29 protein-coding genes and 1 pseudogene are annotated in these 24372 nt (G+C 64.7%); 19 read left to right on the top strand and 11 right to left on the bottom strand.

Features of this window, described 5'->3' with window-relative positions:
- Positions 1-151: 151 nt before the first annotated feature.
- The 10 genes from pdhA (at position 152) to AKN84_RS04910 (ending at position 9090) form a co-directional block, all read left to right on the top strand.
- Positions 152-1171 (top strand): pyruvate dehydrogenase (acetyl-transferring) E1 component subunit alpha, encoded by a 1020-nt coding sequence (gene pdhA, locus AKN84_RS04870; RefSeq protein ID WP_050419643.1) that lies wholly within the window; start codon positions 152-154, stop codon positions 1169-1171.
- A 46-nt stretch (positions 1172-1217) separates the two neighbouring features.
- The gene (locus tag AKN84_RS04875) at positions 1218-2618 is read left to right on the top strand and encodes a pyruvate dehydrogenase complex E1 component subunit beta (RefSeq protein ID WP_050419644.1); all 1401 of its coding nucleotides are present in this window, start codon (positions 1218-1220) and stop codon (positions 2616-2618) included.
- Positions 2619-2623: 5 nt separating this feature from the next.
- Positions 2624-2929 carry a DUF5076 domain-containing protein gene (locus AKN84_RS04880; RefSeq protein WP_021079261.1) on the top strand — a complete coding sequence of 102 codons (306 nt, stop codon included), beginning with the start codon at positions 2624-2626 and terminating at the stop codon, positions 2927-2929.
- A 2-nt stretch (positions 2930-2931) separates the two neighbouring features.
- Positions 2932-4287: a pyruvate dehydrogenase complex dihydrolipoamide acetyltransferase gene (locus AKN84_RS04885; RefSeq protein WP_050419645.1), complete on the top strand. Its 1356-nt coding sequence runs from the start codon at positions 2932-2934 to the stop codon at positions 4285-4287.
- 12 nt (positions 4288-4299) lie between these two features.
- Complete coding sequence (locus tag AKN84_RS47955; RefSeq protein WP_165445499.1) at positions 4300-4476, top strand: hypothetical protein; 177 nt, start codon at positions 4300-4302, stop codon at positions 4474-4476.
- Positions 4477-4719: a hypothetical protein gene (locus AKN84_RS04890; protein ID WP_050419646.1), complete on the top strand. Its 243-nt coding sequence runs from the start codon at positions 4477-4479 to the stop codon at positions 4717-4719.
- A 17-nt stretch (positions 4720-4736) separates the two neighbouring features.
- Positions 4737-6158 carry a dihydrolipoyl dehydrogenase gene (gene lpdA, locus AKN84_RS04895; protein ID WP_050419647.1) on the top strand — a complete coding sequence of 474 codons (1422 nt, stop codon included), beginning with the start codon at positions 4737-4739 and terminating at the stop codon, positions 6156-6158.
- A gap of 164 nt (positions 6159-6322) precedes the next feature.
- Positions 6323-7564: a threonine synthase gene (locus AKN84_RS04900; RefSeq protein ID WP_050419648.1), complete on the top strand. Its 1242-nt coding sequence runs from the start codon at positions 6323-6325 to the stop codon at positions 7562-7564.
- A gap of 120 nt (positions 7565-7684) precedes the next feature.
- Positions 7685-8656: a tripartite tricarboxylate transporter substrate binding protein BugD gene (locus AKN84_RS04905; protein ID WP_050419794.1), complete on the top strand. Its 972-nt coding sequence runs from the start codon at positions 7685-7687 to the stop codon at positions 8654-8656.
- A gap of 140 nt (positions 8657-8796) precedes the next feature.
- Positions 8797-9090 (top strand): hypothetical protein, encoded by a 294-nt coding sequence (locus tag AKN84_RS04910; protein WP_128970443.1) that lies wholly within the window; start codon positions 8797-8799, stop codon positions 9088-9090.
- 34 nt (positions 9091-9124) lie between these two features.
- Here AKN84_RS04910 and AKN84_RS04915 read toward each other — a convergent pair.
- The 3 genes and pseudogenes from AKN84_RS04915 to AKN84_RS04925 form a co-directional block, all read right to left on the bottom strand.
- Positions 9125-11361, bottom strand: a pseudogene (locus tag AKN84_RS04915) (lytic transglycosylase domain-containing protein).
- 218 nt (positions 11362-11579) lie between these two features.
- Complete coding sequence (locus AKN84_RS04920; protein WP_193399628.1) at positions 11580-12179, bottom strand: hypothetical protein; 600 nt, start codon at positions 12177-12179, stop codon at positions 11580-11582.
- Between the two features lie 53 nt (positions 12180-12232).
- A complete protein-coding gene (locus AKN84_RS04925; protein WP_128970444.1) occupies positions 12233-13534 on the bottom strand; it encodes a YadA-like family protein in 1302 nt (433 codons plus the stop codon).
- 250 nt (positions 13535-13784) lie between these two features.
- Between AKN84_RS04925 and AKN84_RS04930 the strand changes: the two genes are divergently transcribed.
- Together AKN84_RS04930 and AKN84_RS04935 are read left to right on the top strand one after the other, a co-directional pair.
- Positions 13785-14885, top strand: a complete 1101-nt coding sequence (locus AKN84_RS04930; protein ID WP_244484928.1) for a helix-turn-helix transcriptional regulator — start codon at positions 13785-13787, stop codon at positions 14883-14885.
- Between the two features lie 38 nt (positions 14886-14923).
- Positions 14924-15775, top strand: coding sequence for an SMP-30/gluconolactonase/LRE family protein (locus AKN84_RS04935; protein ID WP_050419652.1), 852 nt, complete (start codon positions 14924-14926; stop codon positions 15773-15775).
- Here the strand turns inward: AKN84_RS04935 and AKN84_RS44570 are convergent.
- Positions 15772-15999, bottom strand: a complete 228-nt coding sequence (locus AKN84_RS44570) for a hypothetical protein (RefSeq protein WP_128970445.1) — start codon at positions 15997-15999, stop codon at positions 15772-15774. The two genes, AKN84_RS04935 and AKN84_RS44570, sit on opposite strands and share 4 nt — an antisense overlap.
- A gap of 63 nt (positions 16000-16062) precedes the next feature.
- Here AKN84_RS44570 and AKN84_RS47175 point away from each other — a divergent pair, with 63 nt between their 5' ends.
- The gene (locus tag AKN84_RS47175) at positions 16063-16200 is read left to right on the top strand and encodes a hypothetical protein (protein ID WP_157863247.1); all 138 of its coding nucleotides are present in this window, start codon (positions 16063-16065) and stop codon (positions 16198-16200) included.
- A gap of 57 nt (positions 16201-16257) precedes the next feature.
- On the opposite strand, the gene AKN84_RS04940 is transcribed toward AKN84_RS47175, so the two are convergent.
- The 3 genes from AKN84_RS04940 to AKN84_RS04950 are packed head-to-tail and all read right to left on the bottom strand — an operon-like array spanning position 16258 to position 19186.
- Entirely contained in the window at positions 16258-17616 is a 1359-nt protein-coding gene (locus AKN84_RS04940) for a TRAP transporter large permease (RefSeq protein ID WP_050419653.1), read from the bottom strand.
- The gene (locus tag AKN84_RS04945) at positions 17613-18125 is read right to left on the bottom strand and encodes a TRAP transporter small permease (protein WP_430649886.1); all 513 of its coding nucleotides are present in this window, start codon (positions 18123-18125) and stop codon (positions 17613-17615) included. Before AKN84_RS04945 ends, AKN84_RS04940 begins: the two co-directional genes overlap by 4 nt.
- A gap of 38 nt (positions 18126-18163) precedes the next feature.
- A complete protein-coding gene (locus AKN84_RS04950; RefSeq protein WP_050419654.1) occupies positions 18164-19186 on the bottom strand; it encodes a TRAP transporter substrate-binding protein in 1023 nt (340 codons plus the stop codon).
- 331 nt (positions 19187-19517) lie between these two features.
- Between AKN84_RS04950 and AKN84_RS04955 the strand changes: the two genes are divergently transcribed.
- Positions 19518-19763, top strand: a complete 246-nt coding sequence (locus tag AKN84_RS04955) for a pentapeptide MXKDX repeat protein (protein WP_050419655.1) — start codon at positions 19518-19520, stop codon at positions 19761-19763.
- A 60-nt stretch (positions 19764-19823) separates the two neighbouring features.
- On the opposite strand, the gene AKN84_RS04960 is transcribed toward AKN84_RS04955, so the two are convergent.
- Both AKN84_RS04960 and AKN84_RS04965 read right to left on the bottom strand, forming a co-directional pair.
- Positions 19824-20180 carry a DUF6481 family protein gene (locus AKN84_RS04960; RefSeq protein ID WP_050419656.1) on the bottom strand — a complete coding sequence of 119 codons (357 nt, stop codon included), beginning with the start codon at positions 20178-20180 and terminating at the stop codon, positions 19824-19826.
- 219 nt (positions 20181-20399) lie between these two features.
- Complete coding sequence (locus tag AKN84_RS04965; RefSeq protein WP_244484929.1) at positions 20400-20666, bottom strand: hypothetical protein; 267 nt, start codon at positions 20664-20666, stop codon at positions 20400-20402.
- A 186-nt stretch (positions 20667-20852) separates the two neighbouring features.
- Between AKN84_RS04965 and AKN84_RS47960 the strand changes: the two genes are divergently transcribed.
- Both AKN84_RS47960 and AKN84_RS04975 read left to right on the top strand, forming a co-directional pair.
- Positions 20853-21029 (top strand): hypothetical protein, encoded by a 177-nt coding sequence (locus tag AKN84_RS47960; RefSeq protein ID WP_167351832.1) that lies wholly within the window; start codon positions 20853-20855, stop codon positions 21027-21029.
- A gap of 142 nt (positions 21030-21171) precedes the next feature.
- Positions 21172-21441, top strand: coding sequence for a hypothetical protein (locus tag AKN84_RS04975; RefSeq protein WP_050419658.1), 270 nt, complete (start codon positions 21172-21174; stop codon positions 21439-21441).
- Between the two features lie 101 nt (positions 21442-21542).
- On the opposite strand, the gene AKN84_RS04980 is transcribed toward AKN84_RS04975, so the two are convergent.
- Positions 21543-21719, bottom strand: a complete 177-nt coding sequence (locus AKN84_RS04980) for a hypothetical protein (protein ID WP_167351833.1) — start codon at positions 21717-21719, stop codon at positions 21543-21545.
- Between the two features lie 196 nt (positions 21720-21915).
- On the opposite strand from AKN84_RS04980, the gene AKN84_RS44575 reads away from it, so the two are divergent.
- The 3 genes from AKN84_RS44575 (at position 21916) to AKN84_RS04990 (ending at position 23837) form a co-directional block, all read left to right on the top strand.
- Positions 21916-22131, top strand: coding sequence for a hypothetical protein (locus AKN84_RS44575; protein WP_128970447.1), 216 nt, complete (start codon positions 21916-21918; stop codon positions 22129-22131).
- A gap of 144 nt (positions 22132-22275) precedes the next feature.
- Positions 22276-23190, top strand: coding sequence for a 2-dehydro-3-deoxygalactonokinase (locus AKN84_RS04985; RefSeq protein ID WP_050419796.1), 915 nt, complete (start codon positions 22276-22278; stop codon positions 23188-23190).
- A gap of 11 nt (positions 23191-23201) precedes the next feature.
- The gene (locus AKN84_RS04990) at positions 23202-23837 is read left to right on the top strand and encodes a 2-dehydro-3-deoxy-6-phosphogalactonate aldolase (RefSeq protein WP_050419660.1); all 636 of its coding nucleotides are present in this window, start codon (positions 23202-23204) and stop codon (positions 23835-23837) included.
- 17 nt (positions 23838-23854) lie between these two features.
- Here the strand turns inward: AKN84_RS04990 and AKN84_RS04995 are convergent, their stop codons facing one another.
- The gene (locus AKN84_RS04995; protein ID WP_050419661.1) at positions 23855-24160 is read right to left on the bottom strand and encodes a hypothetical protein; all 306 of its coding nucleotides are present in this window, start codon (positions 24158-24160) and stop codon (positions 23855-23857) included.
- Between the last annotated feature and the right edge of the window lie 212 nt (positions 24161-24372).

A 24372-nucleotide genomic window follows, 5' to 3' on the forward strand; every position in this document is an offset into this window, starting at 1 on the left:
CAAATTTCAAAAACATTCGCGCGCTATCACAAAAGTGTCGCGGCACGCTGCAGTGCGGCATAGCAAAATTCCATTGAGCCAACGCAATCCTTCCAAGGCGATTTGAGTTGGGTTAGAGAGGTTTCTCCGACTTCTCTCACCCGGAATTGCCATGGCCGCACCCAAGAAAACCGTCGCAAAAGAATCAGGGCAGGAGAAGGCTGGTTCTCCCCCCGAATTCTCCAAGGAGCAGGAGTTCAAGGCACTACGGGACATGCTCCTGATCCGGCGCTTCGAGGAGAAGGCCGGTCAGCTCTACGGCATGGGTGCGATCGGTGGCTTCTGCCATCTCTATATCGGCCAGGAAGCCGTGGTGGTCGGCATGCAGATGGCGCTGAAGCAGGGCGACGAGGTCATAACGGGCTACCGCGACCACGGCCACATGCTGGCCTGCGACATGGAAGCCAAGGGGGTGATGGCCGAATTGACCGGACGCCGCGGCGGCTATTCCCGCGGCAAGGGCGGCTCCATGCACATGTTCAGCAAGGAGAAGCATTTCTACGGCGGTCACGGAATCGTGGGTGCACAGGTCTCGCTCGGCACCGGCCTTGCCTTCGCCAATCACTATCGCGGCAACGATAACGTCAGCGTGACCTATTTCGGCGACGGCGCGGCCAACCAGGGCCAGGTCTATGAAAGCTTCAACATGGCCGAACTGTGGAAGCTGCCGGTGATCTACGTGATCGAGAACAATCGCTACGCGATGGGCACCTCGGTGTCGCGCGCTTCGGCGCAGCAGGATTTCTCCAAGCGCGGCGCCTCCTTCAACATTCCCGGCAGGCAGGTCGACGGCATGGACGTGCGCGCGGTCAAGGCCGCCGCCGATGAGGCCACAGCATGGTGCCGCGGCGGCAATGGTCCGATGATCCTCGAGATGCAGACCTACCGCTACCGCGGCCACTCGATGTCCGATCCCGCGAAGTACCGTACGCGCGAGGAAGTCGAGAAGGTTCGTCACGACCAGGACCCGATCGAGCAGGTGCGCAACCGGCTGCTGGCATCGGGCGTGAGCGAGCAGGATCTGAAGGCGATCGACGCCGAGGTGCGCGAGATCGTCAACGAAGCCGCCGACTTCGCGCAGCACGATCCTGAGCCCGATCCGTCCGAGCTCTACACCGACATCTACCGCTGACCCCACCCCGCGCAGACGAATTTCAAGACCGATTTCGGGAGCCGATATGCCCATTCAAGTGCTGATGCCTGCGCTGTCGCCCACCATGGAGAAGGGCAACCTCGCCAAATGGCTGAAAAAGGAAGGCGAGACCATCAAGTCCGGTGACGTCATCGCCGAGATCGAGACCGACAAGGCGACGATGGAGGTCGAGGCAACCGACGAGGGCACGCTCGGCAAGATCCTGATTCCGGAAGGCACCGCCGATGTCGCGGTGAACACGCCGATCGCCACCATCCTGGCCGATGGCGAAAGCGCCGCCGATCTCGCCAAGGTGCCTGCGGCGCCGCAGCCGAAGGCCGCGGAGGCTCCTGCTGCCGAAGCCAGGGGAGATGCAAAGGCGGAAGCGCCGCAGCCGGCGGCTAAAGCGCCGGCCGCGCCGGTCAGCGAGGCGCTGCCCGATCCGGAAATTCCCGCGGGCACCGAGATGGTCACGCAGACCATCCGCGAGGCGCTGCGCGATGCGATGGCCGAGGAGATGCGCCGCGATGGCGACGTCTTCATCATGGGCGAGGAGGTTGCCGAGTATCAGGGCGCCTACAAGGTGACGCAGGGCCTGTTGCAGGAATTCGGCGCGCGGCGCGTGATCGATACGCCGATCACCGAGCACGGTTTTGCCGGCGTCGGCGTCGGTGCGGCGATGGCCGGGCTGAAGCCGATCGTCGAGTTCATGACCTGGAATTTCGCCATGCAGGCGATCGACCAGATCATCAATTCAGCCGCCAAGACGCTCTATATGTCCGGCGGCCAGATGGGCTGCTCGATCGTGTTCCGCGGCCCGAACGGCGCCGCCGCGCGCGTCGCGGCCCAGCACAGCCAGGACTACGCCGCCTGGTACTCGCAGATCCCGGGTCTCAAGGTGATCGCGCCGTATTCGGCCGCCGATTACAAGGGTCTGCTCAAGGCCGCGATCCGCGATCCCAATCCGGTGATCTTCCTCGAGAACGAGGTGCTGTACGGCCACACCGGCGAAGTGCCGAAACTGCCCGATTTCATCGTGCCGATCGGCAAAGCGCGGATCGCGCGAGCCGGCAAGGACGTCACCATCGTCTCCTGGGCGATGGGCATGTCGTATGCGCTGAAGGCCGCAGACGAGCTCGCCAAGGAAGGTATCGACGCCGAAGTGATCGATCTGCGCACCATCCGTCCGATGGACACCGAGACCATCATCAACTCGGTGAAGAAGACCGGCCGTGCGGTCACGGTGGAGGAGGGCTGGCAGCAGAGCGGCGTCGGCTCCGAGGTTGCCGCGCGCATCATGGAGCATGCGTTCGACTATCTGGATGCGCCGGTCACGCGCGTCTCCGGCAAGGATGTGCCGATGCCCTATGCCGCCAATCTCGAAAAGCTTGCCCTGCCTTCCGTCGCCGAGGTGGTCGCGGCCGCCAAGGCCGTGTCCTACCGGTAACGCCGATGGCCGGTCCCAAGGAGCAGCCGCTGCCGCCTGACGTGATGGGCCGCGACGACGCCGTCGAGGTGCTGCGCGCCTTTGTGGTCGACGGCGGCCTGTCGATCGCGTTCCAGCGCGCCTTCGAGGAGCCGGACATGTGGGGGCTGATGCTCGTCGACATCGCCCGCCACGCCGCGCGCGCCTATTCGCGCGAGAGCGAATACACCGAGGACGAGGCGCTCGCGCGCATCGTCGAGATGTTCGAAGCCGAAATCGCCCGGCCGACCGACATGGGCCAAACCAAACCGCGGTCGCAACAAGGTCACTGACAATGCCGATCAATATTCTCATGCCCGCGCTGTCGCCGACGATGGAAAAGGGCAACCTCGCCAAGTGGCTCAAGAAAGAGGGCGACAAGGTCAAGTCCGGCGACGTGATCGCGGAAATCGAGACCGACAAGGCGACGATGGAAGTCGAGGCGGTCGACGAGGGCACGATCGCCAAGATCCTGGTGCCCGAGGGCACGCAGGACGTGCCGGTCAACGACGTCATCGCGGTCATGGCCGGCGACGGCGAGGATGTGAAGGCGGCAGCCAGCGCCGGAGCCGGCGCTGCTCCGGCTGGCAAGCCCGCCGAAGCCCCCAAGCCCGCCGCGCAGGCAGCACCTGCCGCTGCCGCGCCTGCCGCTGCACCGACGCCGGCCGCAGCGCCGGCGCGAGAGCCTGCTGCGGCACCCGCCGCGCAAGCCAACGGCCATGCCCGCGTGTTTTCCTCGCCTTTGGCGCGCCGGTTGGCAAAGGAAGCCGGCATCGATCTTTCCCGCATCGCCGGCACCGGTCCGCATGGCCGCGTCATCGCGCGCGATGTCGACGACGCCAAGTCCGGCAAGGGGCTGAAGGCGCCGGCGGCTGCGCCCGCCGCGGCGGGGCCGAGCATCGCGCCGTCGATGTCGGACAAGCAGATCCTGGCGCTGTTCGAGCCGGGCTCTTACGAAGTCGTGCCGCATGACGGCATGCGCCGCACCATCGCGCAGCGTCTTACCGCCTCGGTGCAGAACGTCCCGCACTTCTACCTCACCATCGACTGCGACATCGGCAAGCTGCTCGCCGCACGCGAGGAGATCAACGCCGCCGCGCCGAAGGACAAGGAGAAGAAGCCGCTCTACAAGATCTCGGTCAACGACTTCGTCATCAAGGCGATGGCGGTCGCGCTGCAGAAGATCCCGAACTGCAACGTCAGCTGGACCGAGGGCGGCATGCTCAAGCACAAGCATTCCGACGTCGGCGTCGCGGTGGCGATGCCGGGCGGCCTGATCACGCCGATCATCCGCAAGGCCGAGACCAAGACGCTGTCGACCATCTCGAACGAGATGAAGGATTTTGCCGCCCGTGCCCGCGCCCGCAAGCTGAAGCCGGAGGAATACCAGGGCGGCACCACCGCGGTCTCCAACCTCGGCATGTACGGCATCAACCACTTCACCGCCGTGATCAATCCGCCGCACGCCTCGATCCTCGCGGTCGGCACCTCGGAGGAGCGCCCGGTGGTGCGCGGCGGCAAGATCGAGATCGCGAACATCATGAGCGTGACCTTGTCGTGCGATCACCGCGCGATCGACGGCGCGCTCGGCGCCGAGCTGATCGGCGCCTTCAAGCAGCTGATCGAAAACCCCGTGATGATGATGGTGTGACGGGCATCCGCCATGTACGCGATGTCAGGTCCGTACGTTCTGCTCGCCGCCATCGCCGTTGCGCTGCTCGTCGCGGTCAACCGCGACCTGATATCGACGTTCCAGTTCCGGTTGATGATGATCGGCGCCGGTGTGCTGGCGCTGGTGTGGACCATATTTCTCGGTGCGGTATGGCAGGAGTACCGATGAATGGCCGGCTTGGCCCGCACGCGCTGGCCCTGGATCTCGCTGCTGCTGTCGGCCGTGCTGGTGCTCAACCCGGTCGGGTTGGATTTCCTGCACTCCGCGTTCTTCGCCGGCGAACAGCTGGCGCGGAACATCGCCCAGCCGATCGTGCTGACGGCCCTGGCCATCATGGCTGTGGTGATCGGGCTCGAATGGCTGGTCAGGTCATTGATCGCAAGAAGCCGCGCGCGCGGCGTCACACGTTGAGTTGAACGGGAGCCGCCATGGCCGACACATCCTTTGACGTCATCATCATCGGCTCCGGCCCCGGCGGCTATGTGACCGCGATCCGCGCTGCGCAACTCGGCTTCAAGACCGCGATCGTGGAGAAGTCCTATCTCGGCGGCATCTGCCTGAACTGGGGCTGCATTCCGACCAAGGCGCTGCTGCGCTCGGCTGAGATCTATCACTACATGCAGCACGCCAAGGATTACGGGCTGTCGGCGGACAATGTCAGCTTCGATCCGAAGGCGGTCGTGCAGCGCTCGCGTGGCGTCTCGAAACGCCTCAATGACGGCGTCGGCTTCCTGATGAAGAAGAACAAGGTCACGGTGATCTGGGGCGACGCCACGATCGACGCGCCCGGCAAGATCACGGTGAAGAAGTCCGCGGTCGAGGCGCCGAAGGGCGCGAGCGGCGAGGGCACCTACCAGGCCAAGCACATCATCGTTGCGACCGGTGCACGGCCGCGCGTGCTGCCCGGGCTCGAGCCCGACAAGAAGCTGATCTGGACCTATTTCGAGGCGATGGTGCCGGAGCGGATGCCGAAATCGCTGCTGGTGGTCGGCTCCGGCGCGATCGGCATCGAGTTCGCTTCGTTCTTCCACACCATGGGCTCCGACGTCACCGTGGTTGAGGTGCTGCCGCAGATCCTCCCGGTCGAGGACGCCGAGATCGCCGGTCTTGCGCGAAAGCGCTTCGAGAAGATGGGCATCAAGATCATGTCCTCGACCAAGGTGACCAAGCTCGAGAAGAAGGCCGACAGCGTGGTCGCGACCATCGACGACGGCAAGGGCCAGCCGCAGACCAAGGAATTCGAGCGCGTGATCTCGGCGGTCGGCGTGGTCGGCAACATCGAGGGCCTCGGGCTGGAAAAGCTCGGCGTCAAGACCGACCGCGGCTGCATCGTGATCGACGGCCTCGGCAAGACCAACGTCCCCGGCATCTACGCGATCGGCGATGTCGCAGGTCCCCCGATGCTCGCGCACAAGGCCGAGCATGAGGGCGTGATCTGCATCGAGGCGATCAAGGGCCTGCATCCGCATCCGATGGACAAGCTGATGATCCCGGGCTGCACCTATTGCAACCCGCAGGTCGCCTCGGTTGGCCTGACGGAAGCCAAGGCCAAGGAAGGCGGCCGCGAAATCCGCGTCGGCCGCTTCCCGTTCGTCGGCAACGGCAAGGCGATCGCGCTCGGCGAGGACCAGGGCCTCGTCAAGGTGGTGTTCGACAAGAAGACCGGGCAGCTGCTCGGCGCGCACATGATCGGCGCCGAGGTGACCGAGCTGATCCAGGGCTATGTCGTGGCGATGAATCTGGAGACCACCGAAGAGGAGTTGATGCACACCGTGTTCCCGCATCCGACCCTGTCGGAAATGATGAAGGAAGCGGTGCTCGACGCCTACGGGCGCGTGCTGAATATCTGACTCCCGTCCCGTCATCCTGAGGAGCTTGCGTAGCAAGCGTCTCGAAGGATGCACGGCCCGGATCGAGCAGCGGGGCTCGTCGCCCTTCGAGACGCGCTTCGCGCTCCTCAGGGTGACGGGTCTGGCGGAGAAGACATCACGAAGAACAAGAAGGACAGAATCTCGTGAAAGACAACGACAACCTCACCATCGAACGCCCGACCTTCGTGACCCATCTCGAATGCGCGATGGAGGGCGATCATTACGCGGCCGACCAGGTGCACAATCTCTCCAAGGCCGGCAAGCCGCTCTTGGTGCGCTACGACCTCGCGGGGGTGAAGAAGGCGCTCACCAAGGATGCGCTGGCCGAGCGTCCGGCCGACCTGTGGCGTTACCGCGAGCTGCTGCCGGTGCGCAAGTGCCAGGACATCGTCAGTCTTGGAGAAGTCACGACGCCGCTGATCCGGTTGCCGAGGCTCGGCGCCAAGCTCGGCGGCGGTGAGATCATCGTCAAGGACGAGGGGCGGCTGCCGACCGGCTCGTTCAAGGCGCGCGGCCTCGTGATGGCGGTGTCGATGGGCAAGGCGCTCGGCATCAAGCACATGGCGATGCCGACCAACGGCAATGCGGGCGCGGCGCTCGCGGCCTACGCGACCTCCTGCGGCATCAAGACCACGATCTTCTGCCCGGCGGATACGCCGGAGGTGAATGTCAGCGAGATCGAGCTGCAGGGCGCCAGCGTCTATCGCGTCAACGGCTATATCGACGACTGCGGCAAGATCGTCGGCGAGGGCAAGGCAAAGGTCGGCTGGTTCGATACCTCGACCCTGAAGGAGCCGTACCGGATCGAGGGCAAGAAGACGATGGGCCTCGAGCTCGCCGAGCAGCTCGGCTGGGACGTGCCCGACGTGATCTTCTATCCGACCGGCGGCGGCACCGGCCTGATCGGCATGTGGAAGGCGTTCGACGAGCTCGAAAAGATCGGTTTCATCGGCTCGAAGCGTCCGCGGATGGTCGCGGTGCAGGCCTCCGGCTGCGCGCCGATGGTGCGCGCTTACGAGGCCGGCACCGAGCATGCGGCGCGCTGGGAGGACGCCCACACCATCGCCTCCGGCATCCGCGTGCCGCAGGCGATCGGCGACTTCCTCATCCTGCGCGCGGTGCGCGAGAGCAAGGGATTTGCGATCGCGGTCGATGACGACAAGATCAGCGCCGCGCTCAACGAGGTCGCGCGTGAGGAGGGGTTGTTGCTGTGCCCCGAAGGCGCTGCGACCTATGCGGCCTACAAGGAGAGCCTTGCCGATGGCAGCGTCTCGAAGGGTGACCGCGTGATGCTGTTCAACTGTGCCAGCGGCCTGAAATACCCGCTGCCGCCGGTGACCCGCGCGCTCGACCGGCACAAGCCGATCGACTTCTCGCAGTTCTAACCTGTTGTTGCAGTCGTCATTGCGAGCGCAGCGAAGCAATCCATCTCACCGCTTGCTGAACCATGGATTGCTTCGTCGCTTCGCTCCTCGCAATGACGGTATCATTTGATGGAGTGAATGATGCGTCGAATCCTGTGGGCTGTTTTGGCCGCGTTTGTGACGCTAGTCGGCGCTGCACACGCGGAAACCTGGCCCGCGCACCCGATCACCATCGTCGTGCCGTTCGCTGCCGGCGGTCCATCGGATGCCATGGCGCGCATTCTTGCCGAGCGGATGAAGCAGTCGCTCGGTGAGGTGGTCCTGATCGAGAACGTGACCGGTGCGGGCGGTTCGATCGGCGTCGGCCGCGCGGTGCGCGCGGCGCCGGACGGCTACACCGTCTCGTTCGGCCATCTCGGCACCCACGTCGCGAACGGCGCGATCTACAAGCTCGGCTACGACCTCGTCGAGGATCTCGAGCCGGTCGTGCTGCTGCCGAGCAATCCGATGATCATCGTCAGCAAGAACGACGTGCCGGCGAAGACGCTGAAGGAGTTGCTCGCGTGGTTGAAGTCGCGGCCGGCGCCGCCGACCGCAGGCACCGCCGGCGCCGGCAGCGGCAGCCATATCGCCGGGCTCTATTTCGAGAACGTCTCCGGCATCAAGCTGCAATACGTGCCGTATCGCGGCACCGGGCCGGCGCTGAACGACCTCGTCGCCGGCCAGATCGACATCATCGTCGATCAGACCTCGAACTCGATCAACCAGGTCCGTGCCGGCAACATCCGTGCCTATGCCGTCACCGATTCCAAGCGGGTCGCGAATGCGCCCGAAGTCCCGACGGTCGATGAGGCTGGCCTGCCCGGCTTCCACATGACGCTGTGGTCCGGCCTCTGGGTGCCGAAGGGCACGCCGCAGGAGATCGTGGCCAAGCTCAACACGGCTGCGATCCAGGCGCTGCGTGACCCCGCCGTGAAGAAGCAGCTCGAAAATCTCGGCTTGCAGATGCCGCCGCAAGACCAGCTGAAGCCGGAAGCACTCGGCGCCTGGCAGAAGGCGGAAATCGCGAAGTGGTGGCCGATGATCAAGGCCGCCAATGTGAAGGTCGAGTGAGGGCGGTCGATCTTCCGGAGCAGGAGGATTGCTCATGAAGAATCTTGCGCTTGCGTGGCTTGCGTCCAGCACCGCGTTTGCGGTCGCCTTTGTAGGCTGGATGGTGCCTTGGGCGCCCCCCCCCGGAAGGCGTGCATGTTTTGCACTGGGCCGATCATCTTCGCCTGTTCCTGATCGTCCTGGCCGCTGCGCTGGCGTGCCAATTCGTTTACGGCGGCCTGGTCTATTTCGTTCTGACCCGAACCGGGTTCTGGAGCATTTGGACCGTCATGGCCGCGTATCTGATTCCGGTCCTTATCATCGACCATTACGGAATCGACACTCCGGGAGAGGCGCGCGCGATCATTGCCTGGATCGCATTCGCCTGCCTTGTCGCAGGTGTGTCGTGGCTTTTTGCACGCAAGGAGGTTCGCGTATCGGCGGATATGCTTTAGCCGCGCAGCGGGACAGGCGTCACGCGTTGGAATCTCACTGCGCCGGCGCCGCGTTGGTCTCCTGCGTCACGACGTGCTCGCCGCTCCTTGCCACGACCGCCGTGCCGGCGTCCTCGAACCGCGCCTGATAGACGGCGAAATTCTCCACCACGCGCTGCACGTAGTTGCGCGTCTCCGAGATCGGAATCCGCTCCACCCAGTCGACCGGATCGACCTTTGGATCTCGCGGGTCGCCATAGGCCTTGATCCAGTCGCGGACACGGCCGCGGCCGGCGTTGTAGCCGGCAAACGTCATGATGTGGCAGCCGCGGTATTCCGCCAGCAGCGCACTCAATTCGGCCGCGCCCATCTGGGTGTTGTAGACCGGATCGGACACCATCCTGCTCCAATCGTAGCTGACGCCGAAACGCTTGGCGGTGTCGCGGCCGGCTTCGGGCGTCACCTGCATCAGGCCGACGGCGTTGGCCGCCGACTTGTCGCGCTGATCGAATGCGCTCTCGGTGCGCGCGATCGAGTAGGTCATGCTGCGTCCGATATCGGGCGCGATCGGGGTGTGCTTGGGGATGCCGATGACCGGGAAGGCGTAATGGTCGAAGGCAAAGCCCCGCGCGAGCGCGATCTTGCCGATCTGCAGCATCGCTCGGGCATCGTTGTGACGGCCGGTGAGTTCGCCGAGCGCCTCGAGCATCCCGACGTCGGTGCTTTCCTCAGCGAGGTCGGCTGCGAAGTAGAGCACGATGTCGGGCTCGCCGATCGCATAGAGCATGTCGGCGGCACGAACCCGTTCATCGGCCGCCATGCTGCCGGCGCCGGCGCCGGCGAGGGTGCGCGGAGCTCGACGCCACCATCGCGGCCGAGCTTGGCCAATGCCAACTGACCATAATAGGCGGTCGGATAGCGCGCGGCGGCCTGGTAGTCGGCGCGCATCGCCGCGGAGTTGCCGAGCGCCTCGGCAGCGCGGCCGCGCCAATAGGCGGCGCGCGCCAGCACGGTCGGGTTGGTCTGGCCTTCGTCGATGTGTGCGAAATGCGCCGCCGCGGTCTTGGCATCATCGAGATAGCGCAGCGCGATCCAGCCGCGCATGAAGTGCATGTCGGACCGGTAGTAGGGATTGTCCGGCGCCGCCGCGCCCCGGATCACGTCATAGGCCGCCTGGTACTCGCCCTGGTCGAGCAGCTTGCGGGAAAGGATGCGGCGCTCGCGCCACCATTGGTCGGTGTCCTGCTGCGCCATCGTCTCGGGCGCCGCCGCAATCGTCACGCGCGCCGCATCATCGATCCTGTTCTTCGCGAGCAGCCACTGGATGCGGCACAGCGTGTAGCCGAGGTCGCTGCGGGCGTCCGCCGGCACGTCGTTGAGTGTGTCCTCCGCCTTGCTGGATTGCCCGCGGACCGCGCCGCAGGCTTTCACGATCGCGAGCTCATCGCTGCCGAGGTGCTGGGCCGCACGCCTGGCGCCGGCGAGATCCTTGGCGCCGATCCGCCTGTCCATGCGCGCGCGATGGTCGTCGCGCGTCAGCAGGTCCTTGAATGCGTCGTAGGCGTCGCTCTCGGTACGGTCCAGCAGTTCCTCCGAGCGCCAGGCCTCGCGCACCAGCCGCGTGGCGCCGTCGCGGTCGCCCTCAGTGAGCAGCGTACGGGCGAGGGCGAACTTGCCCTTGGCGCTGATTGGCTGATCGAGGGTGAAGCCGTGCACTGTGGCCGGATCGCTGCGTTCCTGCCACATCCGCGCTTCGGCCCGTTTGCGGAGCAGCGTGACGCTCGGCCAATCCGGGTTGGCCGAGACGAACGCCGCATAGCGGCTGAACGGCGCATTCGACTCCGAATGGCGCAGCAGGTACCACTCGACGAGCTTGCGCCCGACCGGGTCGGTGATCTTCGCCTGGATATCGGTCGCGTCGTTGGTCTTGCCTCTGCGCGCGGCGAGGATTGCATCCCTGACGTTGGCAAGATCGCCCGACAATTGCGGCCCGGCAGGCTTCTCCGGTTCCGGCGCCTTGCTGGTCTCGGTCGATTTGGACGGAGCTGATCTGGCCTTTGCGGATTTGCGTTTGTCGGTGCCATGTCTGGCGTGCCGGCGCTTGCCGGAGCCGCTCTCGCGCGCAGCCTTGGAGTTAGCCTTGGCGCCATGCGCCTTCTTGTCACCGTGGCCGCTCTTGGCGCCGCTCTTGGCCTGATGCTGGTGATGCGGCTTGGCGGTCGCCTGGACTGGAAGCAGCGCGAGCGCGGCAGCTGTGGCGAAACACGCCAGCGGACGTAGGCACCGGTTCATTCCCTGGTCCCCCCTGAGAAACCACGAGGCACAAACAGAACGCGTCATACAGCGGCACAACCGCCGCAGATTATCACTACTCTCGATTCTCGAGTGTTAATGCTGCCGCAACTCAACAGGGAAACACGGCGAAATGTGGAATGTGACACGCGGAACCCGCGGGAACCGGGGTTTTACGGACAATCCCGAAGGAACGGTTCCGGGCCCGGGCCTATCGATCAGGGCTTCGCGGGCGCAACTTTCGGTGTCACCACCTGTCGTGAGACAGCTTTTGGGTTTCGCGCCTGCGGCTTCTGTTCCTGGTCGGCGGCCTTCGCCGTCTGCGCGGGGGTGGTCGAGATATTGATGTTGAGGAGCTTCCACTGCCGCGACGAGGACTCGTAGACGAGATCGAATTTGACCTGCTGTGGACTGGTCGGCACGTAGCCGGAGATGCGCAGGCGCCCCTCGGCGTCGATCTCCGGCGCAGCGGCGAGCTGCGGAGACAGCAGCATCACGCTGAACAGGGTCAAATTGCTTCGCCGCATTTCGGCGAAGACCAGCGCCAGATCGGCCGAGCTGTTACGGGCCTGGAAATCCTGTGACGCGAGGTCACGCAGGACACCGTAGTTGCCGGAGCGGTTGGCATCATTCAGCGTCAGCAGTGTCGCGCGCACCAGCAGCAGCGCCTGATCGAGCGGCACCTGGACCTTGGCCGGCGTGCGCTCAGCGGAAGCCTTGTCCGGCGCTGGCTTGATCGGCGCCGCCTGTTGCGTAGGAGCCGGAGCAGGCGGATCTGGCTGGGCGATGGTACCGGTTGGCATCATCGCAGCCACCACTAGCCCCGTGCCAAGCGCGGCGACGCCCGCGACCGGCCAGACCGAACCGAGCCTCACCATCCGACGCGCAGGCCGGCACGTGCACCCACAAGGCTTTGCGCGGTCGAATAGCCGACGCCGCCGGTGAGCTGGAAGTTGTCGTTGAGCCGGACCGCCCCGTTGATGGCAACGCCGTTCTGGCCCTGGAAGTTGCCATAGTTCATCGTGAAGGCAACGCGCTCGGTCGGCAGCACGGTCGGGACGCCGGCCATCGCAAACGCCATCGCGACGCCGGCGGTGGCCTTGGTGGTGCGGCTCGCAATATCATCGAGCCGCGTATTGACGCCGCTCAGCGCCTGTTCGACCTGTCCGCCAAGCGAGGCGACGCTGGCATCGACGTAGCTCTTGTTCGCTGCATCGCTTCCGCTGATCGGCGCCGCGACATTCTGGACCCTGTTGCCGCCGATGTTGACGGCGGCGCCTCTGGCGACCTGCAGGGCGCTGGTCACGTTGGCCGTGCCGATATTTGACATGGTTGCGTTGACGGTCGATGCATTCACCGTCGTGGCCGCGACCGTCGTCGCCTTGACGTTGGTTGCGTTGACGTCGGTTGCATTGACGGTGGTCGCGGCTACCGTGGCTGCGTTCATCGTCGTTGCGTTCACCGTCGTCGCGTTCAAGGTCGTCGCATTGACGAGCGGTGCCGCGATCAACGTGGTGGCCGTCAGCGTATCGGTCGCGATGTTGCCGTGATTGACGACGCCATTGAAGGTCGCAAGTCCGGCCACGTTGAGAGTGCCACCGATGCTGGCGTTGTTGGTTACGCTGAGTGAGTTGAGCGTGGCGAGCCCGGTCGTGCTCAGGGTGTCGGTGGAGATGTTGCCCGTGTTGCTGATGCCCGACGTGCTCAGCGTGCTGGCCAGCTTCACTCCGCCGTTAAACACCGCGGCACCGTTGAAAGTGGCCGTCGAGCCGGCCGCGAACGTGCTGTTGCCGTTGATGTTGCTCGCGCCGCCCAGTGTGGTGGTGCCGTCGATCGTCACATCTTTCACCGCGTGAACCGGATCTATGAGAGCCAGCGGTCCGCCAAAAAACGGATCGAATGGACTAGAGCAGTCGTCGCCCTGGACGACGAGGACGTCTTGCTCGCCTCCATCCACGAAAGAGCAGACCGCATGAATCGCTTGGGCGGGACGTGACCCCACCATCACACTGGTCGCACATAGCATTGTCGTGGCGGCTATCGCCGTCATCGTCTTTGATGGTTCCCTGTTCGCCATTCTGCGCGCAATATTTTTCTGTCTTTTGAATGCCATCGTTCCCATTCCGACCAAGCTTGTGCGCATCATGGTGGAGATGGACTGCAGATGACGCATCAACCGTTCGATTGAAATCGGATCGCATCTACGGATTCGCCTGCCAGGTGTTGCCTGATTGCACCCATCGTCGACACGCAACGGTTGCGGGCTGTGCTGCTCCGAACAATGCAAGGGCTGCTGCGCAAATGGACTCGCAACCGCCTTCGTCGTCGCGCTATAAGCCACGTGTAGGCGCGAATGCCCGCATGCTTGTTTTGAAAGTCATAAGAGCCACGCCGTGACGTCTGAAGCCGCAGTTCTTTCAGAGGTGATCGGCATCATTTACGACGCCTCATTGGATCCCGGCCTCTGGCCGCGTGCTCTTGAGAGGGCCTGCCTGTTCGTTGGCGGTTCCTCGGGAGCCCTGTTCTGGCATGATACCGCCACGGAGCGCACGGCGGTGCTCCATCTGTTCAACGAAGAGGCGCACTACACCAAGCTGTATCTAGAGACGTATTTGTCGCTCAATCCCTGCTTTCCAGCGGCGGCATTCTTCGACGTGGGCGAGGTGTACCGATCCAACGATATGGTCCCGTTCGACGAGATGGTTGAGACCCGCTTCTATGACGAATGGATGAAGCCGCAGAGGATGATCGACGCTCTCGGGGCGAACCTCGAAAAGGGAGCGACCAATTCTTCGATCGTCTCGGTCCGTCTGCATGATCAGGACGGCTTCGCCGATGCCGAAGTACAGCGCAAGTTCGCATTGGTGGTGCCACACTTCCAGCGGGCGGTTTCGATCGCCAGGTTGTTCGACACGGCGAGGGCGTCCAGCGCTGTCCTCACGGAAACGCTCGACACGATCGACTCCGCTGTGTTCCTTGTAGGCACCGGCGGAAGGATCGTTTTTGCCAACGACGCCGGCCGATCGGTGTTGGCGGAGAAGACGCTGCTCCGCGAGCGCAACGGCGGGCTGGCTGCGACGGACGCGGACGCCGACAGGCGGCTTCGTTATCTGTTCGGGGCGGCCGAGGTCGGCGATAGCATGCAAGGCGATCGGGCACAGGCAATCCCGCTGCTGCCGGATCCGCATGGCCGATGGTTTGCGCATGTGCTGCCACTGACGTCGGGCGACCGTCAACGTAGCGCAGCGGTTCATTCCGCGATCGCCGCCGTGTTCGTCCGCAGGAGCTCGCCGGCGTCGCCGCCACCGCTCGAGGCCCTGGCAAAGCTCTACAAGCTCACCGCGAGCGAGGTTCGCCTGCTCGATGCCATGATGAAGGCGAGCGGCGTGCGCGCGCTTGCCGAGTTGCTGGGATTGACGGAGGCGACGGTGAAGACGCATCTTCACAACGTGTTCCGCAAGACCGGCACATCGCGACAGAGTGAGCTGGTAAGGTTGCTCGCCGGATACGAACCGCCGCAGTGATCGAGCCGCCAGGATCAGATTCTGAACGGGGAAGACTCATGAATCGAAGTGCGGCAACAACCATCCTCGATGGCGGCCGCTATTTCGAAGGCCCGCGCTGGCATCAAGGACGGCTCTGGTTCGTCGACTGCATGGCGCGGACGCTGCTCAGCATCAGCACATCGGGCGAGTTGCAGGAGCATGCCGTCGTGACCGACGACACGCCCTGCGGTCTCGGCGTGCTGCCTAATGGCGACATCGTCGTGCTGACGATGTTCAAGAAGCGGCTGCTGCGGTTCTCCGATGGGGCGCTGTCGCTCTATGCCGACCTCTCCGACGTCGCGATCGGCACGATCGACGACATGATCATCGACGGGCAGGGACGTGCCTATGTCGGCGATCTCGGCTTCAATCTGCCGCCGCCGGAGGGGCGCGGCGCGGTCGGCCGGATCATCCTGGTGATGCCCGACGGCAGCGCCCGCGTCGTCGCCGACGGCTTGCGGTTTCCCAACGGCATTGCCGTCTCCTCCGACCACCGCCGGCTCGTCGTCGCGGAAATGGATGGCGCTGGTCTTGCCGATTACGACATCGGCGCGGACGGCGGGTTGAGTCTCCGGGGGCGGTTCGGTCGCGTCAACGATCCCGACGGCATCTGCCTCGATCGCGACGGGGCGGTCTGGGTCGCCTCGTTCACGGAGGACGCCTTCGTCCGGATCGACCGCAACGGCGCGGAGCTTGAGCGCATTGAACTCCCGGGCCGCCGCGCGCTCGCCTGTGCACTCGGCGGCGCGGACCGCAGGACGTTGTTCTGCCTCAGCGCGGAGACGTCCTACGAGGAGCTGCGGAAGAGCAAATCGGTGTCACGGATCGATATCATCGAGGTCGATACGCCGGGTGACGGCTATCCCTAGCCCGGGCGAGACTGCTTCTTCTTTTTCTTCTCTTTCTTTTTCAGGATATCGGCCTGGCTCCTGAAGGCGCGGGCAAGCGAGCGCATCTGGTTGGCCACGATGGCGTCAGCCGTCGTGGTTGCGACCCGTTCCGCGGTCTGCGCCTGCTTGCGAATTGCTTTGGCCATTTTCATGAAGGAGCAAATCGCGCTGCGTCGCCCTGGTTCCAGCACCCGCGACCGCATGTTGCGCGGTCTTGAGTTCTGTTCTTGTTTCGTTCATATTGGGTATCCCGGGAGAATGCCGCTATGGACGCCGAGCGAGACCGCGAAATCATCAGGCTCTGGAATGAGCTGCGCCGATTGCAGCGCGAGGGACGTCCGACGGAGTTGATGGTCCGCCGGATCGAGAAGGCGCTGGCAGCGAGGGAGCAGGAGGCGGCCTGAAGCTCCGGTTGACGCGCTGCTTCAGGCGAACCGTTACCTTGTTCGTCCGAAAACGGTTTACCTCCCGCCGTCCGGCCCCATCACCAGGTTCGGCAGCCAGGTTGATATCTCCGGGAAGAAGCACAGCATCAGCACTGCGAACATCATCAGCAGCACGAACGGCAGCGTGCCCCAGATCACCTCGCTCAGGGGGATGTCGGGCGCGACGTTGCGGATGACGAAGATGTTGAGGCCGACCGGCGGATGGATCAGGCCCATCTCCATCACGATGGTCATGACGACGCCGAACCAGATGATGTCGAACTCGGCGGCGCGGAGCGGCGGCAGGATGATCGGCGCGGTCATCAGGATGATCGAGACCGGCGGCAGGAAGAAGCCGAGCACGATCACCATCACGAGGATCGCAAATAGCAGCTCCCAGCGCGGCAAGTGCATCGCGACGATCGCTTCCGCGGCCGACTGCGAGATGTGCAGGTAGCTCATCACGTAGGAATAGAGCAGCGACATGCCGATGATCAGCATCAGCATGGTGGACTCGCGGATGGTCGATTTCAGGATCGGCGACAGGTCGCTCGGTTTCCACACGCTGTAGATCACGGCGATCAGCCCGAGCGCCAGCAGGCCGCCGAGGCCGGCGGTCTCTGACGGCGTGGCGTAGCCGCCATAGAGCGCGATCATCACGCCGGTCAGCAGCAGCACGAACGGGATCACGCGCGGCAGCGCGCTGAATCGCTCGGCCATGGTGAACTCGTCGCGCTGCAGGATCGCCGCGTCCTTGCCGGTCGCCTCATAGGCGGCCTTGGCCATCGCGTATTCCTTGCGGAAGCGGAACACGGCGTAGAAGCCGAACAACGACACCAGCAGCAGCCCGGGGCCGATGCCGGCGAGGAACAGCCGCCCGAGCGATTTCTCGGCCGCGACGGCGAACAGGATCATCGTGATCGAGGGCGGCAGCAGGATGCCGAGCGTGCCGCCGGCGGCGATGATGCCCGCGGCAAAGCCACCGGAATAGCCGCGCTTGCGCATCTCCGGAATGCCGGCCGACCCGATCGCCGAGCAGGTCGCAGGCGAAGAGCCGGCCATCGCCGCGAACAGGGCGCAGGCGAACACGTTGGCGACGCCGAGGCCGCCGGGCACGCGGTGCAGCCAGGCGTGCAGCGCCGAGTAGAGATCCTGGCCGGCGCGCGATTTACCGATCGCCGCGCCCTTCAGGATGAACAGCGGGATCGACAGCAGCGTGATCGAGGCCATCTCCTCGTAGACGTTCTGCGTCACCGTATCGAGCGAGGCCGCCGGCATGTAGATCGCCATGAACACGACCGCGACCGCACCGAGCGCGAATGCGATCGGCATGCCGGAGAACATCGCAAACAGGGTGGCAAGTCCGTAGGAGATGCCAATACCAAACACGGTCATCGGCGCGCGCCACCTGTCAGCGGAATGAGGATTTGCAAGAGCAGCTGCACGCAGAGCAGCGTCATGCCCAGCGCCATCAGCCCATAGGGGATGGCAAGCGGCGGCGACCACATCGAGTTGGACACCTGGCCGTCGACATAGGCTTCGTGCGCCAGGGTCCAGGATTTCCAGGCGAAGAAGGTGCAGAATGCGAAGCTCGCGACATCGACCAGCCACAGCCTGATGCCGTTGGCCCGGGCCGAGAGCAGGCCGACGAACGCCTCGATGCTGACATGGCCACGCTGGCTCTGGACATAGGCCGAGGTCATGAAGGTGGCGCCGACCAACAGGAACACCGCGGCCTCGTCCTGCCAGTAGTTCGGGCTGTGGAACAGGGCGCGGCCGAGCACGCTGTAGCTCAGGATCACGCAGGCCGCGATCAAGGCGAGGGCTGCGAACACGACGATGATGTTGTTGCAGACGGACAGCGCGCGCCCAAGCAGGGCCACAGGCGTATTGCCCGTGGCCATGCTCGAGGTTTCGGCCTGATCCGCGACCGGACCATGCATCATGCGGCGACGTCGCTTGCGAGCTTCAGCAGGTTGGCAGCGGTCGCCGTCTTGGCGCCGTAGTCCTTCCAGGCGGTGTCGCGCGCGATGTCGCGCCACTTGCCGACGGTGGCGGCATCGAGCGCGCTGACCTTGGCGCCGGCCTTCTCATAGACCTTGGCGACCTCGGCGTCGTCGTCCTGCGCGCCCTTGCGGCCGAACGCCTCGAGCTCGGCGCCGACCGCGAGGATGATGTCCTGCTGGTTCTTCGGCAGCTTGTCGAAGATCGCCTTCGACATCATCAGCGGCTCCAGCATGAACCAGTAGGAGGCGCCGGCGCCCGAGGTCAGCGACTTCGCGACCTCCTCGAGGCGGAACGAGATCAGGCTGGTGGAGGAGGTGATGCCGGCATCGCAGGCGCCGGTCTGCATCGCAGCGTAGATCTCGTTCGAGGGCACCGACAGCACGGCGGCGCCGGCGGTCTGCAGCACCATGTCCATCTCGCGTGAGCCGCCGCGCACCTTGAGGCCCTTGGCGTCCTCGGGCGCCACGATCGCCTTGGAGCGGCTGGCGACGCCGCCGGCCTGCCAGACCCAGGAGATCAAGAGAATGCCCTTGTCGGCGAGGAAGTCGGAGAGCGCCTTGCCGACCGGCTCCTTCTTCCAGCGCAGGCCCTGGTCGTAGGTCGTGACCAGACCCGGCATCAGGCCGATATTGGTCTCCGGCAATTCGCCGCCGGCATAGGGCATCGGATAGAGGCTGAGATCGAGCGCGCCCTTGCGCATCGCCGAGAACTGGGCGTTGGTCTTGATCAGCGACGAGTTCGGATAGACCTCGGCGGTGAGATCGCCGCCCGAGCGCTTGGCGACCTCGGCCGCGAACATCCGGCACAGCTGGTCGCGGAAGTCGCCCTTGTCGATCGTGCCGCCGGGGAATTGGTGCGAAATCTTCAGCGTGGTCGCGGCATGTGCGGTTCCGATGCCAAACCGCACGATCGCGGGTGCGGCGAGGGCGGAAGCGAGGACGTGGCGGCGTGTGAGCATGGTTGTTTCTCTGAGGGGCTTCTTGAGTGGCTGTTAGGTCGGCGCGGAGCTTCAGCTTAGCCGGTCTTCCCGTGAATTTTCTCTAGTCTGATAGTTCGAGCCGTCCTGATAGTGCGGGCCCATATGCGGCAGCAAGTCTTGCCGTTGCTGCGCTGCACACTGCCGCGCGATAGCGCTGCGCCGCCACTCAACCTCCGCGACCAGCCTTTCGGGCGGGTGCGGCGCTGCTTCAAGAATTTTTTATTGGAGGTAACAACGGGCGGCGCAAGTGCGTCGAGCAGAGAGCGGCAAGTCGTCGCGCTCACATCGGATCATACAAGGGATCATCATCATGACCACCAAGACCCGCCTCGGCCTTTCCGCCGCGCTGCTCTCGTTCAGCCTCGCGCTCGCGCCCGCCGCCTTCGCTCAGGACAAGATGGGCCACGACGATGCGATGAAGAAGGAAGGCACGATGTCCAAGGATGCCATGTCCAAGGACGCCATGAAGAAGGACGATGGCATGAAGAAAGACGACGCCATGAAGAAGGACGGCGGCGCGATGATGAAGAAAGACGACGGCATGAAGAAGAACTGACCGCCGCCGTCGCTCATCCTTCGCAGGCCCGCAATCGTGGCGGGCCTGCTTGGCTGCGCCTTAGCGCTTCTTCTTGCCGCGCTCCTTGCGCGCCGCATAGCGCGCGTCGCGCTTGGCCTTCTGCTCGGCGAGCAGCGCCTCCTCGCGGGCGGCTTCCTCTTCCTTCTCGCGCGCGATGCGGGCGGCCTCGGCAGCGGCGGCCTCTTCCTCGCGACGCTTCTGTTCGGCCTTCTCGGCCTCACGGGCTTCCTTGGCCTTGGTGCGGCGTTCGGCGATCGCCGCGCGCTCGTCGGCACGTGCCTTCACAGCGGGATCGTCAGCTCCAGGCTGGGCGCGAAATTTGTTGAGGAGGTTTTGCCGCGCCTGCAGGGCCGCCTTTTGGCGGTCGGCAAAACCCGGTTCCTTGAAGCCACTCATAGAGGAAGCCTTGCTGCTTTCTGTTCGGGTGATGGATGGGGTTGGGTTCGGCGCTTCAATAAGTGAACGGCGCAGAAATTGCCAGTGGCGAACGGAGGGCTGTGGAGCAAGGGAGATATGAGCGGACAGCAAATGGCCGATGGCGGAGGTTACGCACGCCTGGCCCGCCGGCGTGGTGAGTGGTTGGTCACCGAATCTACCGCGGAAGGCGCCGAAATCCTAGCCGCGCTGAAATTGCTCCCGCCGCCCGTCGCCTAAGGCCTTGGTAGCCAAACCCTTGGTACCCAAACCCTTAGTACCCAAGACCTTGGCGACCGTCTCGGCAGTCATGGCGTCCCGGTCCGAGGCACGCTGGACTTCCAGCCGGTCGCGCGCTTTCTCTGCAATCAGAAGGCTGATCAGCCGCAGCCTGCTGGCCTCGTCGACGGCTTCCGAGAGAAGCTGCCTGTAACGCTGATAATCGTAGCTCGCTTCCTGTTCGCTCATCGGCACGCCCCGCACACGCGCTCCACTTCAACGAGCATTTTTTCGCGAGTCGCGCGCGCTCGCAATGGAATTACGGGGCCGCCGGCCGCCGGCGCGCATTTCGTTGTGCGACTGTTGCAGAATTGATCGCACGCAACCGTGCAAACGGTCATGATGCACGCGTTGCAACCGGGAACCGAAACAAGGATGAGCGAACCCGAAGATGGAGGCAGCCGCCGGGGCGCGCTGATCGGACTGCTGGTGGCCGCGGTCATGCTCGCGGTCGGTCTTTGGCTTGCGCACAGCCTGACCACGGCGAGCAAGTTGCAGGACTGCGTGATGTCGGGCCGCTCCAACTGTAATGTGATCGAGCCGGCCCGCTGACCCGCCTTGCGGCAGTGCAATATCAGTCCCACATCCAACCCAAAGACTCGGGCTGAACTGTTTGGTCCCGGTTGTGATTCCGGTCACACGCGGACAGGCGGGCTGCCTCATTTCGTCCCAGAGATCGGCGGGAACCAAGGCCATGATATCCAAGCTGTGGTCCGTAAAGGGCGCGGCGCTGGCTGCCGCAGCCGCGGCGGGTGCCGTTTTAGTAGCGTATGCGTCCCTCACCCTGGCATCGCCCGAACAGGTGTCGAGCGCGGGGCTGGGCCCCGGATGGCAATGCAGCAGGGTGGCTTTCGTGCTGACCACCTGCACCCGGGCGGACGAGGCCGAGCGCGAGGCGAAGGTCGACGGCGAGGCCAAGGCGATCCCGGTACGGGCCAAGGACGATTGTCCGCCGGAGCTCTAGGTTTCGTTTGCTGGCGCGTCGTCGTAACGCGAACCGGTGCCAATTTCGCTCGGAAGGGCTCTGGACGGCCGGGCTGGGGCGTCGTGGGGCCGTATTTCAAGTCATTTCTTGGTGGCGTCACGCGGCTTGATGGAGAGGCCGAGGCGCATCGCCATCTTCTTGATTCGCTCCGGCGAACGGCCGGTCGCCTTCACGACCTCCTCCAGCGTCTTGGAGGAGCGTGCCAATTCCATCAGTCGTCGGTCCTCCTTGAACGACCACCGCGGCTTTCGGGCCATCTTGTTGGTATCCTTGTGCATTGCTGGGCAACAAAGCCGCCAGGCGGGGTCGCCTGACGGCTTTGCCGGTGTGGGCCCGGACCTTGGGGAAATGTCCGGTGGATAAGCAATACTGCTTCCGAATAAGGTCGCAATTGAAACCGGATCTTAACCTAACCCATCAAGGTTACTTGGATAGAGCGTGGCAGGAGGCCTTATGCGCAAGGTCGCCATTTTGAGTGCCGCAGCATTTTTACTGTCCGGTTGCTGGAACGACCCGGAGGTCACCGGATCGACCAACAGCTGCGCGGCCAATCTCTATAGTCAGTACAATCCCAAGGTCATGGATCAGTGCGTCAACACCTGCATCAAGTGTGACCATGGCAACGTCACGACCTGTACGACATCCTGTACGCTGAGGGGCGCGCGGTAACCGGCCTGAGCATGTGCCGCCGCGAACGGGGCCTCGAGCCATCACGGCAACGGGCCGCCTTGCGCGGCGCGAGGAAGGCCTTTATCGCGTCTCGGCAGCGGCGCCGTTGCCGCGCCGGAAACCGAGAGCGTGGAACAGAGCGCGGTGAGCGGGCCTTCCTATGTCGCGGTCGATTGGGGCACCAGCAGCTTCCGGCTCTGGCTGATGAACGCCGGCGGCCAGGTGTTCGGCGAACGTCGCAGCGACGAGGGCATGACGGCGGCCGCCAGGACCGGCTTTGCCTCCGTGCTGCAATCGCATCTCGACGCGCTGGGTGCGGCGGCCAATCTGCCAGTGATCATTTGCGGCATGGCCGGTGCGCGGCAGGGTTGGGTCGAGGCCGGCTATATCGACACGCCGGCGCATCTCTCCGACGTCCTCAAGGGCGCCGCCATGGTCGGCGGGCAGGCGCGGGACATTCGCATCCTGCCGGGGATTGCACAGCGCAAGGCCGCGGCTCCCGATGTGATGCGCGGCGAGGAAACCCAGTTGCTCGGCGCGCTCGGCCTGGACGTGTCGGGCGAGGCGCTCGTTTGCCTGCCAGGAACGCATTCCAAATGGGTGCACCTGCGCGGCGGCACAGTCGAACGCTTTGCGACCTTCATGACCGGCGAATTGTTCAGCGCGGTCGCGCGCGACACCATCCTGTCACACGCCATCGCGGGCGCGGATGAGGCTGTCGATGCCGATGCGTTTTGCTCGGCCGTCATGGAGGCGTTCGCTGCGCCAGCGTTATCGGCCAACCTGCTGTTTCGGGTGCGATCGCGGCAATTGCTGTTCGGCGGCAGCGCGCAGGCCGCGCGCGAGACGATCTCGGGCACGTTGATCGGCGCCGAACTGGCGGCCGGCCTTGCGGAGCGGGAGCAGGCAACGCCGGTGACGCTGATCGCGTCGGGCCGCCTGCAACGGCTCTATCGGATCGCGCTGCAACGCCTTTCGATTCCGCTCAACGTCATGGATGCCGAGGAGGCGGTTCGCCGTGGCCTCGCCGGCGCAGCGGCGGCGATCTGGGAGAATTGAGGGATCAACGCATGAGCATTCCGTTTCCGCCGATGAAGCGTCCGCTGGTCGCGATCCTGCGCGGCATCAAGCCGGACGAGGCCCTGGGCATCGTCAGTGCGCTCATCGAGGCTGGTATGACCGCGATCGAGATTCCGCTGAACTCGCCCGAGCCGTTCCGTTCGATCGAGATCGCGGTGAAGCGGGCGCCTGCCGATGTCCTGATCGGCGCCGGCACGGTGCTGTCAGCCGTTGACGTCGATCGTCTCCACGACGCCGGCGGGCGCCTCATGGTGTCGCCGAACGTCGATGTCGACGTGCTGAAGCGGGCCCGGGACTACGCGATGGTCACGATGCCTGGCGTGTTCTCGCCGACGGAAGCGCTGCTTGCCGCGCGTGCCGGTGCCTCGAGCCTGAAGTTCTTTCCGGCGAGCGTGCTCGGTGCCTCCGGCATCTCGGCGATCCGCGCCGTGCTGCCGGCGGATGCGATGATCGCCGCCGTCGGCGGCGTCTCGGACCAGAATTTCGCGGAATATGTGAAGGCCGGCATTCGTGCCTTCGGTCTCGGCAGCAGCCTCTACAAGCCGGGCATGACGGCGGAGGATGTTGCGGTCCGTGCGAAGATGACGATCGAGGCGTATGACAGGGCCGTGCAGGGCGCGAGCTAAGCCCGGTCCGTAACGGACTAATCGTCGCGCCTGCCGCCGTCGATCACCCTGAACAGCGGCGCCGCCTCGCGAGGGCTCTCGAGCAGCTCGTCGACCATGGCGATCGCAGCCGCGACGTATTTCTCGGTCGCGGCGTCCAGTGGCCGCTCGGCTTCGTCTGACAGCGCGAGCTTGGCGCCCTCGAGCAGTTTGCGGGTGCGGACGGCGGATTCGTCGCCGGCGGTGAGGGCGGCGCGGGCGATCGATCGCAGCACGAACAGCTCGCCCTCCAGCCGCAGCAGGCGGTCGTTCAGCTTGCTCAGCACAGTATTCAGGTTCCGCATGACGTCCTCTCCGGGCGTTGGACCTGTCTTCCATACACGGTCATTCCTGACGAAATTCTTGTGCCGGCCACCACCATTTGGTTCGTTGAACGATATCTGCGGCCCGGGCAGGCGCTGTCCGCCGGCGGAGCCATTGGTGGATCATCGCGGATAGCCCTAGTAGAGTGACTGCTGTCCGCCGCTCCGGCCGGACGCCAGGGGCGCCCCATTTC

Origin of the sequence: Bradyrhizobium tropiciagri (assembly GCF_001189845.1) — a bacterium.
Classification (GTDB): domain Bacteria; phylum Pseudomonadota; class Alphaproteobacteria; order Rhizobiales; family Xanthobacteraceae; genus Bradyrhizobium; species Bradyrhizobium tropiciagri.

Bases quoted from the DNA above. Each gene is read 5' to 3' on its own strand.
- AKN84_RS04885 (WP_050419645.1), top strand. From the start codon at position 2,932: ATGCCGATCAATATTCTCATGCCCGCGCTGTCGCCGACGATGGAAAAG.
- AKN84_RS44570 (WP_128970445.1), bottom strand. From the start codon at position 15,999: ATGCGGTCGCGGGTGCTGGAACCAGGGCGACGCAGCGCGATTTGCTCC.
- pdhA (WP_050419643.1), top strand. From the start codon at position 152: ATGGCCGCACCCAAGAAAACCGTCGCAAAAGAATCAGGGCAGGAGAAG.
- AKN84_RS04950 (WP_050419654.1), bottom strand. From the start codon at position 19,186: ATGCTCACACGCCGCCACGTCCTCGCTTCCGCCCTCGCCGCACCCGCG.
- lpdA (WP_050419647.1), top strand. From the start codon at position 4,737: ATGGCCGACACATCCTTTGACGTCATCATCATCGGCTCCGGCCCCGGC.
- AKN84_RS04905 (WP_050419794.1), top strand. From the start codon at position 7,685: ATGCGTCGAATCCTGTGGGCTGTTTTGGCCGCGTTTGTGACGCTAGTC.
- AKN84_RS47175 (WP_157863247.1), top strand. From the start codon at position 16,063: ATGGACGCCGAGCGAGACCGCGAAATCATCAGGCTCTGGAATGAGCTG.
- AKN84_RS04890 (WP_050419646.1), top strand. From the start codon at position 4,477: ATGGCCGGCTTGGCCCGCACGCGCTGGCCCTGGATCTCGCTGCTGCTG.
- AKN84_RS04880 (WP_021079261.1), top strand. From the start codon at position 2,624: ATGGCCGGTCCCAAGGAGCAGCCGCTGCCGCCTGACGTGATGGGCCGC.
- AKN84_RS04955 (WP_050419655.1), top strand. From the start codon at position 19,518: ATGACCACCAAGACCCGCCTCGGCCTTTCCGCCGCGCTGCTCTCGTTC.
- AKN84_RS04935 (WP_050419652.1), top strand. From the start codon at position 14,924: ATGAATCGAAGTGCGGCAACAACCATCCTCGATGGCGGCCGCTATTTC.
- AKN84_RS04975 (WP_050419658.1), top strand. From the start codon at position 21,172: ATGATATCCAAGCTGTGGTCCGTAAAGGGCGCGGCGCTGGCTGCCGCA.
- AKN84_RS04965 (WP_244484929.1), bottom strand. From the start codon at position 20,666: ATGAGCGAACAGGAAGCGAGCTACGATTATCAGCGTTACAGGCAGCTT.
- AKN84_RS04980 (WP_167351833.1), bottom strand. From the start codon at position 21,719: ATGGCCCGAAAGCCGCGGTGGTCGTTCAAGGAGGACCGACGACTGATG.
- AKN84_RS04995 (WP_050419661.1), bottom strand. From the start codon at position 24,160: ATGCGGAACCTGAATACTGTGCTGAGCAAGCTGAACGACCGCCTGCTG.
- AKN84_RS04940 (WP_050419653.1), bottom strand. From the start codon at position 17,616: ATGACCGTGTTTGGTATTGGCATCTCCTACGGACTTGCCACCCTGTTT.
- AKN84_RS04945 (WP_430649886.1), bottom strand. From the start codon at position 18,125: ATGGCCACGGGCAATACGCCTGTGGCCCTGCTTGGGCGCGCGCTGTCC.
- AKN84_RS04925 (WP_128970444.1), bottom strand. From the start codon at position 13,534: ATGCGTCATCTGCAGTCCATCTCCACCATGATGCGCACAAGCTTGGTC.
- AKN84_RS04960 (WP_050419656.1), bottom strand. From the start codon at position 20,180: ATGAGTGGCTTCAAGGAACCGGGTTTTGCCGACCGCCAAAAGGCGGCC.
- AKN84_RS04875 (WP_050419644.1), top strand. From the start codon at position 1,218: ATGCCCATTCAAGTGCTGATGCCTGCGCTGTCGCCCACCATGGAGAAG.
- AKN84_RS47955 (WP_165445499.1), top strand. From the start codon at position 4,300: ATGTACGCGATGTCAGGTCCGTACGTTCTGCTCGCCGCCATCGCCGTT.
- AKN84_RS04990 (WP_050419660.1), top strand. From the start codon at position 23,202: ATGAGCATTCCGTTTCCGCCGATGAAGCGTCCGCTGGTCGCGATCCTG.
- AKN84_RS44575 (WP_128970447.1), top strand. From the start codon at position 21,916: ATGCGCAAGGTCGCCATTTTGAGTGCCGCAGCATTTTTACTGTCCGGT.
- AKN84_RS47960 (WP_167351832.1), top strand. From the start codon at position 20,853: ATGAGCGAACCCGAAGATGGAGGCAGCCGCCGGGGCGCGCTGATCGGA.